Genomic DNA, 9013 nt, shown 5'->3' on the forward strand with positions numbered 1-9013 from the left:
TGGCTTTTCTCCGGAATTGGGGCACATCTCCATCGATGTGATCTTGATGGAGAAGCGTGATGTTCCGATGGGGTGTGTTGTCGACGGCCAAGATCGGCCGCGAGCAGTTGCTGCCGGCGATCGTCGAGGCGGAGAACGGCGTGCTCTCGGCCATCGCCAGCCGCGACCTGTCCAAGGCCAAGGCCCTGGCCGAGCGTTTCGGCGCGCGTCATGCCTTCGGCTCCTATGAGGAGTTGCTCGCATCCAAGGACGTCGATGGCGTCTACATCCCGCTGCCCACCTCGCAGCATGTCGAATGGACGGCGAAGGCCATTGAAGCCGGCAAGCATGTGCTGGTCGAAAAGCCGCTAGCACTCGACGCTAGGGATATCGCGCCGCTGATCAAGCTGCGCGATGAGAAGAAGGTGCTGGTCTGCGAGGCCTTCATGGTCATCTACCACCCGCAGTGGATCAAGGTGCGCGACCTCATCGCCAGTGGCGCCATCGGCCGGCTGCGCCATGTGCAGGGCGCCTTTTCCTATTACAATGTCGATCCCAACAACATGCGCAACAAGCTCGATCTCGGCGGCGGCGCGCTGCCCGACATCGGTGTCTACCCGACCGTGTCGACGCGCTTCTCGACTGGCAAGGAGCCTAGCCGAGTCCAGGCGACGATCGAGCGCGACAAGACCTTCGGCACCGACATCTACTCCTCGATCCGCGCCGATTTCGGTGATTTCGAACTGTCCTTCTACCTGTCCACCCAGATGGCGGCGCGCCAGGTGATGGTGTTCCACGGCGAGAAAGGCTTCATCGAAGTGTTCTCGCCGTTCAACGCCGGGCTCTACGACCATCACCGCATCGAACTGCACAATCAGAACCATACCGAAGCACAGGTGTTCCGCTTTCCCGGCACGCAGCAGTACCGGCTGGAGGTCGAGACCTTCGCGCGGGCGGCACTGGGCGGCAAGGAACGCGTCTTCACGCTGGAGGAATCCGTCGCCAACCAGAAGGCCATCGACGCGATCTTCCGCGCCGGCGACAGCGGCGGCTGGGAGAGCGTTTAATTCCGATCTTGATTTGCCGGCTAATCCTCGGGAGGGAAAATGGCTGACGATGCGGATGTGATCATTGTCGGGGCGGGCCTTGCAGGACTGGTTGCCGCCGCCGAACTTGCAGAGGCTGGCAAGAAGATCATCATCGTCGACCAGGAGCCGGAACAGTCGTTGGGCGGGCAGGCGTTCTGGTCGTTCGGCGGGCTGTTTTTCGTCGACTCGCCAGAGCAGCGGCGCATGCGCATCCGCGATTCGCACGACCTGGCGCTCGAGGACTGGATGGGCACCGCCGCCTTCGACCGGCCGGAGGATCACTGGCCGCGAAAATGGGCGGAGGCCTATGTCGGTTTCGCCGCCGGCGAAAAGCGGTCCTGGCTGATCGAGCGCGGGCTGAAATTCTTTCCGGTGGTGGGTTGGGCCGAGCGCGGCGGCGGCAACGCCATCGGACATGGCAACTCCGTGCCGCGCTTCCACATCACCTGGGGTACCGGCCCCGGCGTGCTCGAACCTTTCGTGCTGCGCGTGCGGGAGGCGCAGAAGCGTGGGCTGGTCAGCTTCAAATTCCGCCATCGGGTCAACGAACTGACCCGAACGGGCACCACTGTGACCGGCGTGCGCGGCGACATCCTCGAGCCGAGCACCGTCGGACGCGGCCATAAGAGTTCCCGGCAAATAGAAGGCGCGTTCGAACTGCATGCGCAGGCCGTCATCGTCGCTTCCGGCGGCATCGGCGCCAATCATCAACTCGTCCGCGAAAACTGGCCGAGGCGTTTGGGATCGGCACCGAAACGCATGATCACCGGCGTGCCAGACCATGTCGATGGCCGCATGCTGGCCATCACCGAGGCCGCCGGCGGCTCGATCATCAACCGCGACCGCATGTGGCACTATGTCGAAGGCATCAAGAACTGGGCGCCGATCTGGACCGACCACGCGATCCGCATCCTGCCCGGGCCCTCGTCGCTGTGGCTCGACGCCCGTGGAAAACGCCTGCCGGTGCCGCTCTATCCCGGGTTCGACACGCTGGGTACGCTCAGCCACATCATGAGCACGGGCTTCGACTATTCCTGGTTCATCCTGACCAGGAAGATCATCCAGAAGGAGTTCGCGCTCTCGGGCTCGGAGCAGAACCCGGATCTGACGGGCAAGAGCTGGCGCCAGGTGCTCGGCCGCGCCACCTCGGGCATTCCCGGCCCCGTAAAGGCGTTCATGGAGAAGGGCGAGGATTTCATCGTCGAGAGCGATCTCTCGAAGCTGGTCAGCCGCATGAACGCGCTGGCCGGCGGCGAGCCGCTGCTTGACGTCGCGCAGGTCGAACGCGAGATCCGCGCCCGCGACCGGCAGCTCGACAATCCGTTCTCCAAGGACATGCAGATCACCGCGCTGCGTGGCGCGCGCGCCTATCTCGGCGACAAGCTGATCCGCACGGCCAGGCCGCACAAGATGCTCGACCCGGCAAACGGCCCGCTGATCGCCGTGCGCCTCAACATCCTCACCCGCAAGACCCTGGGCGGCCTGCAGACCGATCTCGACAGCCGCGTGCTGGGTGCCGATGGCCAGCCGGTGCCGGGGCTTTATGCCGTGGGCGAGGCCGCCGGGTTCGGCGGCGGCGGCGTGCATGGCTATGCCGCGCTCGAAGGCACCTTCCTTGGCGGCTGCATCTTTTCAGGCCGTGGCGCGGGCCGGGCCGCGGCCCGGTCGGTGGCGTAGGAAGGCGGGGCCGGGACAAGGCCTCCAGCCTCCGACTTCCTATGTTCGCAAGCAATAAACATATGACTTCTTTATATTTTTGAGAGTTCGGCCGCCTCGAATACAAATGCCGATGCTTTTATCTTTCAGGTCGCAGCCGGTGCCAAGCCGCTGCACGCAGCCGCCGCCTGGCGGCGGCGGTTCCAGAAAGAAGGAAGTCTTCGATGTTCCTCTCGGACGGGCTCTATGTGCCCACCCATCGGCCATTGCCGGCCTCGCAACTTGAGCAGATGAGGCTCGCGGCAAACCGCGATCGCCGTACGGCAAGCCTCATCGCGCCATTCTCGGCGACATGGTGGCTGCTGGTCGTCGGCGCCTTGATCGCCGCTGCGGCAATCGCCGCGCAGCTTTCGTGATCGCAAGGCAGGAGATTGTCATGCAAAATTCCCATATTTCCGCCGGCCAGAACGCTCCTCACCGCTTCGTTGTCGGACGTGACGGCGAGGGCCATTGGATCGCGCGCGACGAAGACGGTCAGACCGGCGGCGTCTTCGCCGACAGAAGTTCCGCCGTGCGTTTCGCCGCGATGGAAAGCGGCCACCGGGCCGGCGCCATACGCTTCGCTCCCGCGAGCGTGCGGCTTTCCCTGTTCAACTGATCCGCGCCCGGCTCCCTTCCCCGGAGCGGTCCGACCATGGACAAATCCGACATTGCCGAGCCCGCCGATCTGGCCGACCTGCTCGACCGGCTGGCGCCTGTAAGCAGGCTGCTCGAACACCAGCTCTGGGAAGCCGCACGCGCCCTGTCGCTCGACAGATCGTCCCGGCAAGGCAGGCAGTTCACCCGGCTGATCGAGGCCGGCGCCATGATCGACGCCGTGTTTGTGCTCATCGCCTCTTCGAAACCGGAGCGATCGGTGTCGACCATCAGCGCAGCGGACGGGCGCTGGCGCTGTTCCATCCAGGCCGGACCGGCGGGAACCGGAAAAGTTGCAGCGGAGCATGCCGATCTCGCCGCCGCATTGCTGTCGGCCCTGCTTTGCGCGCACCTCGCCGACATTGCGCATCCAGAAAACCACCAAGGAGAATCCCATGACACCAGAACAATGCCGAGCGCGCCTGAACGGAGCGATGACCGCGCTGGTAACGCCGTTCACCGACGGCGAGGTCGATCTGAAGCAGCTTGCCACGCTGTTGCGCTGGCAGATCGAGCAAGGCATCAACGGCCTGATCCCCTGCGGCACGACAGGTGAGGCTCCCACCCTGTCGTGGGAGGAACGGCTCGACATCATCGCGCTCTGCGTGAAGATCAGCGCGGGCCGGGTGCCGATCATCGCCGGCACCGGGACAAACAGCACCGAGACGACGATTGCCTTTACGACAGCCGCCGAGGCTTTCGGCGCCGACGCCGCCCTTGTCGTGACGCCCTACTACAACAGGCCGAGCCAGGAAGGGATCTTTCGCCATTTCGAAGCCGTCGCGGCCAAGGTCAGGATACCGATCATCGTCTACAACGTGCCGGCTAGGACCGGGGTAGACCTGTCGCTCGAGACGATCGAGCGGCTGGCGCAGATACCAACCATCATCGGCATCAAGGACGCCACCGGCGATCTGAGCCGGCTATCTTCACTGCCGGCCGTGCTGAGGCGCCGCTTCATCTATCTGTCGGGCCACGACGCGACGTCGTTCGGCTTCAACATGATGGGTGGGCGCGGCACGATCTCCGTGGTCTCCAATGTCGCGCCGCGCCTGTGCGTGGAGATGCACGATGCCTGCAGGCAGGGCGACCACCATACGGCGCGGGCCATCCATCACCGTTTGCGGCCGCTGATCGCCGCCCTTGAGTTGGAGAGCAATCCGGTCCCGGTGAAATATGCACTCAGCCTGGTGATGGGGATAAGCCCGGATGTCCGCTTGCCGCTGACGTCGGTTCGCCCGGAAACCGAAACAGCCATCAGGCAGGCCATGCTGGCCCTGAGCGGGCGCGGCGCGGCTGTCATGGAACCAGCCCCGGCGATCGCCTCACCCCCGCTTTGGCGGCTTTGATAGCGGCGCCTTGCCGTCAACGGCATAGACCAGCCCGGGCTGGACGATCCATTCACCGGCGCGGAGCGCTTCGACATCGAAGCGCCCGCTATGGTCGCGCGGCGCGACGCCGGCAAAGCGGTACCGCTGCCCGCTCGCGTCGACCACCGTATCGGCGATCGGATGGCCGGCAAGCCTGCCGATGATCCTGCCCTGTTCCCTGAGGTTCGCCAGGACGAAATACTCCGTCGGGACCCTGTGGCTGACCCTTGAGGCCAGCCAGACCGAATGTGATTTCATGTTCGTTGAAGCCAGTCTGTTTGCCGGGTCGCCAGTCAAGCGGCGGCCCGGCACTACATAGTCGCTGGCCGCATAGGAATTCGAGAGCAGGTTTCGGCCTGAGATATAAAGGCCGCATATACCTGCCCGACTCGATCAAGGCTCCGCCGCGATCAGGGCTCCAGCCGGCGCGGCCGACGCGGCTCGATACAGTCGGGCGACGGCGTCGTCGCCGGGCCACCCCGGCAATCGGGACCGCCGGGCTGCACGTCGGGAACCGGAGCGCAGTCTATTGCCGGCCCGCCGCAATCGGGGCGTCCCGGCCGATCTGGCCTGTCAGGTCGGTCTGGCCTATCCGGCCTGTCGGGACGATCCGGGCGATCAGGTCTGTCCGGCCGGTCGGGCCTGCCGGGCCAGTCGGGCCGATCCGGCCTGTCGGGGCGCCATGGCCTGTCGGGACGCCAGGGCCGATCGGGCCTGTGGTCACGGTCACGCCAGTGATGGTCGCGCCAGGGACGATCCCGATAATCGTCGGTGTCGACGCATGCGCTGAGCGTAGCGGCACAGAGAAGGAGCGCCAAAGCGCTGCCGAGCCTGGTCATGATCGCAATTGTTTCCTTGTTCGTGTCACCCACCCGCCGGTCCGGTCTGCGCGTCCGGCATTGCGCCTGCATTACGCCTCGTGCGAATGCATCGCGGAATTTGCCGACAGGAGTGGTCCAGCGTGGCGGTGCCGGCATCGTAATGTTGCGGCAATCATGGGGAGAGACATGTCCGGCAGAAGCAGCATGGGAATCGCGATGCGCCTCCTCCTTGTCGAAGACGAACCGCAGATGGCCGACGCGCTGACATCAGCGCTGTCGCGCTACGACATCATCGTCGACCATGCGCCGACGCTCAGCATCGCCGAGGACGCCGTAAGCGAGAACGTCCACGACGTGATCGTGCTCGACCGCCAGCTTCCGGATGGCGACGGCATAGCGCTGATCCCGCATCTGCGCTCGATCCGCGCCAACATCCCGGTCATCGTGCTGACCGCTCGGGGCTCGGTGGCGGAGCGCGTGCAGGGGCTCGACATGGGCGCTGACGACTATCTGGCCAAACCCTTCGCTGTCGAGGAGCTGCTCGCGCGCGTGCGCGCTCTGCTGCGCCGCCCTCCGGCGATGGATTCGATCGTCGCCCGCATCGGCGCGCTCGAATTCAGTCTCGACAGCCGCGAGGTGCAGGTAAACGGCGAGCCGCTGGAGCTGCCGCGACGCGAACTGCTTGTGCTCGAGGCGCTCATCCGGCGCCAGGGCCGCACCGTGCTGCGCTCGGCGCTCGAGGAGGCGGTCTACACCTTCGACGACGAGATCCAGTCGAATGCGCTCGATTCCCATGTTTCCAGGCTTCGCAGGAAATTGTCGGACGCCCGGGCCGGCGTTGAAATCCACAGCATGCGCGGTGTCGGCTATCTGATGAGGCCGGCGCGATGAAATGGTTGCGGAAAAATTCGCTGCGGCGAACCCTGATCATCCAGCTGCTGCTCTGCCAGATCGGCGTGCTGATGCTTGCCGCCGTGCTGCTGATCGCCTTTCTGGTCAAGGCAGGATTGGGCGGCGTGGTGGTCGATCCGGAGGTCGCCGAGATAGCGGCGCGGGCAATCGAACGCGGTGCGGATGGCCGCCTCAAACTGGTGGAAACCGACGAGTTGCACGAGCTTCGCCAATCGGTTCCCGACATCTGGTTCGTGGCGCGCGACGAGCAGGGCAACATGATCAGCCATGGGCCCGTACCGGAACCCTACCGGATGTTCGGCATGCATCTCGACAAGGTGGCCTTCGCCGACATTCGCGACGCCGTGCCTCCCTACAGCCTGGCCGCCGTGGTGCGCCGCGCTTCCGGCCCGGCGGGAGAGTTCAACATCCTGGCCGGCGGCCGGATGTTCAGCATCGCCTATATCGTGCTGGTGCTGTCCAACCTGCTGATGATCCCCTTCGTCATCCTGCTGGTGCTGATCACAGTCGTCTCGATTCCCTGGATCGTCGGCCGCTCCCTCTCCAGCCTGTCGATGATCGTGCAGCGCGCCGGAAAGATCGATGTCGACCGCCGCGGCGACAGGTTGCCGGAAGCCGGCGTGCCGACCGAAGTCCAACCTCTGGTGCAGGCGGTGAACGGCGCCCTGCAGCGGCTGGACGAAGGCTATGAGCGCCAGCAGCGTTTCATGCTCGATGCCGCGCATGAATTGCGCACGCCGATCGCCATCCTGCAGACACGGCTGGAGACGATGCCGGAAAGCGCATTCCGCAATCGCCTCATGGTCGATGCCGGACGCATCGCCGCGCTGGCCGAACAGATGTTGGACCTGCAGCGGCTGGATCACGGCAGGGCGGCGTTTGTCGATGTCAACCTCGTCTCACTATGCCGGCAGGTGGCGGCCGACCTTGCCCCGCTCGCCATCGCCGACGGTTATGAGCTGTCGTTCGAAGCAAGCGAGGACCGCGTGATCGTCAAGGGCGATGCGAGCGCGCTCGAACGCGCCGTCGTCAACCTCGTCCAGAACGCCATCGAACATGGCGGGCAACGAGGCTTGATCCTGGTCCGTGTATGCGGGACTGGCCTGATCGAGGTCTCGGACCAGGGCACAGGGATTCCGTTCGAGGAACGCGAACGCATTTTCGAGCCCTTCCACCGCCTGCAGCCGCGTGATCGCGGCGCCGGGCTTGGCCTCAATCTGGTGCGGGAAATCGTCGGCCGGCACGGCGGCCATGTCTCGGTGTCCGACGCACCCGGCGGCGGCGCCTGCTTCAGCATCGCCCTGCGAATTGACCCCGCCGGCAGCGGTTCCGGAAACGTGGTGCCGCTGCGAAGACGCCCCGCAAAGGCCGCGATCTAACCTTGCCAGGGCCAGTTGCCCTGGCCGAGCGCACCCACCGCGTCGACGATGCGGGTGAACGAGGCGCGGGCGCGGCCGACCGTGTGCCGGGCTCTGAGATAGCCGTGCACCAGCCCCTTCTCCTCGACCCAGACGGCCCGCCCGCCGGCCGCCATGATCCGGTCGCGATAGGCTTCGCCATCCGATGACAATGGATCGCACTCAGCGGTGATCAGCACGGTCGGCGGCAGGTTGGTGAAGTCGGCGTCGGCCAGCGGCGATTGCGTGATGTCGGGGCCGTGGTCCACGCCGCCGGTGCGGATGTTCTTGTAGAATTCGAGATCGCGCATGGTCAGCATCGGCGCCTCGGCATGGGTAACATAGGATCCTTTCGACCTGTCGCCGCCGAGGCCGGGATAGATCAGCACCTGGCCGACCGGCTTTTTTGCATGGCCACGCGTCGCATGGGCAACGGCGGCACAGAGATTGCCGCCGGCGCTGTCGCCGCAAAGCACGACAGCGCGATCGTAGGTCCGGACGGCCCATTCATAGGCGTTCAGCGCATCGTCGAAAGCGGCCGGATGCAGATGCTCCGGCGCCAGGCGATAATCGACCGAGACGACTTCATAGCCGGTGCGGGCGCAGAGCTCGGCGCAGACGTCGTCGTGACTGTCCAGTCCGCCGAGGATGAAGCCGCCACCATGGATGTAGAGCACCATGGCGGCAGCCGCACCGGAGGCCGGCGTGCGATAGATGCGGATCGGGATATCGTGTGCGGGGGTCGATATGGCGGAGGTTTCGACCGCGACATCCAGGGGATAGCCGGCAAAGAATTCCCTGCACATCCGGTCGTAGATCTCGCGCTGCTGCGCGATCGTGTAGTCGATCGTGTCGGGCGGGTAATAGGAATTGGTCCGCTCGATGAAGGCCCAGGTCTCGGCGTCGATGAGTTTTTTGTAGTCGGTCATGCTGGCCGCACCGACTGCAAAGGTCGAGCCCAGGCGCCCCCCTCTGTCCTGCCGGACATCTCCCCCTCAAGGGGGGAGATTAGCGGTCGCTTCGCCGACGCCCCCCGAGCAACGTCGAAAATTGGCGAAAGCCGACAAGACAGCCAATCTCCCCCCTTGAGGGGG

At 65.2% G+C, this 9013-nt stretch carries 9 protein-coding genes; 7 read left to right on the forward strand and 2 right to left on the reverse strand.

The annotated features are described in order from the left end of the window. Window positions 1-59 precede the first annotated feature (59 nt). The 5 genes from J0I79_RS01095 (at window position 60) to dapA (ending at window position 4768) form a co-directional block, all read left to right on the forward strand. A complete protein-coding gene (locus tag J0I79_RS01095) occupies window positions 60-1046 on the forward strand; it encodes a Gfo/Idh/MocA family oxidoreductase (protein WP_292854575.1) in 987 nt (328 codons plus the stop codon). 39 nt (window positions 1047-1085) lie between these two features. Then, entirely contained in the window at window positions 1086-2744 is a 1659-nt protein-coding gene (locus J0I79_RS01100; RefSeq protein WP_292854578.1) for an FAD-binding dehydrogenase, read from the forward strand. 203 nt (window positions 2745-2947) lie between these two features. Further along, window positions 2948-3139: a hypothetical protein gene (locus tag J0I79_RS01105; RefSeq protein WP_292854581.1), complete on the forward strand. Its 192-nt coding sequence runs from the start codon at window positions 2948-2950 to the stop codon at window positions 3137-3139. Between the two features lie 20 nt (window positions 3140-3159). Then, window positions 3160-3381, forward strand: coding sequence for a hypothetical protein (locus J0I79_RS01110; protein WP_292854584.1), 222 nt, complete (start codon window positions 3160-3162; stop codon window positions 3379-3381). Between the two features lie 433 nt (window positions 3382-3814). After that, on the forward strand, window positions 3815-4768 hold the full coding sequence (gene dapA / locus J0I79_RS01115) for a 4-hydroxy-tetrahydrodipicolinate synthase (protein WP_292854586.1): 954 nt from the start codon (window positions 3815-3817) through the stop codon (window positions 4766-4768). Here the strand turns inward: dapA and J0I79_RS01120 are convergent. Continuing rightward, window positions 4745-5047, reverse strand: coding sequence for a hypothetical protein (locus tag J0I79_RS01120; protein WP_292854588.1), 303 nt, complete (start codon window positions 5045-5047; stop codon window positions 4745-4747). The genes dapA and J0I79_RS01120 overlap by 24 nt on opposite strands. Before the next feature lie 779 nt (window positions 5048-5826). Here J0I79_RS01120 and J0I79_RS01125 point away from each other — a divergent pair. Continuing rightward, window positions 5827-6501, forward strand: a complete 675-nt coding sequence (locus tag J0I79_RS01125) for a response regulator transcription factor (protein ID WP_292854590.1) — start codon at window positions 5827-5829, stop codon at window positions 6499-6501. Continuing rightward, the gene (locus tag J0I79_RS01130; RefSeq protein WP_292854593.1) at window positions 6498-7901 is read left to right on the forward strand and encodes a HAMP domain-containing sensor histidine kinase; all 1404 of its coding nucleotides are present in this window, start codon (window positions 6498-6500) and stop codon (window positions 7899-7901) included. Before J0I79_RS01125 ends, J0I79_RS01130 begins: the two co-directional genes overlap by 4 nt. Here the strand turns inward: J0I79_RS01130 and J0I79_RS01135 are convergent. Next, entirely contained in the window at window positions 7898-8848 is a 951-nt protein-coding gene (locus J0I79_RS01135) for an alpha/beta hydrolase (RefSeq protein ID WP_292854596.1), read from the reverse strand. The two genes, J0I79_RS01130 and J0I79_RS01135, sit on opposite strands and share 4 nt — an antisense overlap. Between the last annotated feature and the right edge of the window lie 165 nt (window positions 8849-9013).

The organism is Mesorhizobium sp., from assembly GCF_017306585.1.
Classification (GTDB): Bacteria; Pseudomonadota; Alphaproteobacteria; order Rhizobiales; family Rhizobiaceae; genus Mesorhizobium.

What these genes read in the sequence shown, in the direction of transcription:
- J0I79_RS01135 (WP_292854596.1), bottom strand. Translation starts at nt 8,848, where the DNA reads ATGACCGACTACAAAAAACTCATCGACGCCGAGACCTGGGCCTTCATC.
- J0I79_RS01125 (WP_292854590.1), top strand. Translation starts at nt 5,827, where the DNA reads ATGCGCCTCCTCCTTGTCGAAGACGAACCGCAGATGGCCGACGCGCTG.
- J0I79_RS01095 (WP_292854575.1), top strand. Translation starts at nt 60, where the DNA reads ATGTTCCGATGGGGTGTGTTGTCGACGGCCAAGATCGGCCGCGAGCAG.
- J0I79_RS01100 (WP_292854578.1), top strand. Translation starts at nt 1,086, where the DNA reads ATGGCTGACGATGCGGATGTGATCATTGTCGGGGCGGGCCTTGCAGGA.
- J0I79_RS01130 (WP_292854593.1), top strand. Translation starts at nt 6,498, where the DNA reads ATGAAATGGTTGCGGAAAAATTCGCTGCGGCGAACCCTGATCATCCAG.
- J0I79_RS01110 (WP_292854584.1), top strand. Translation starts at nt 3,160, where the DNA reads ATGCAAAATTCCCATATTTCCGCCGGCCAGAACGCTCCTCACCGCTTC.
- dapA (WP_292854586.1), top strand. Translation starts at nt 3,815, where the DNA reads ATGACACCAGAACAATGCCGAGCGCGCCTGAACGGAGCGATGACCGCG.
- J0I79_RS01120 (WP_292854588.1), bottom strand. Translation starts at nt 5,047, where the DNA reads ATGAAATCACATTCGGTCTGGCTGGCCTCAAGGGTCAGCCACAGGGTC.
- J0I79_RS01105 (WP_292854581.1), top strand. Translation starts at nt 2,948, where the DNA reads ATGTTCCTCTCGGACGGGCTCTATGTGCCCACCCATCGGCCATTGCCG.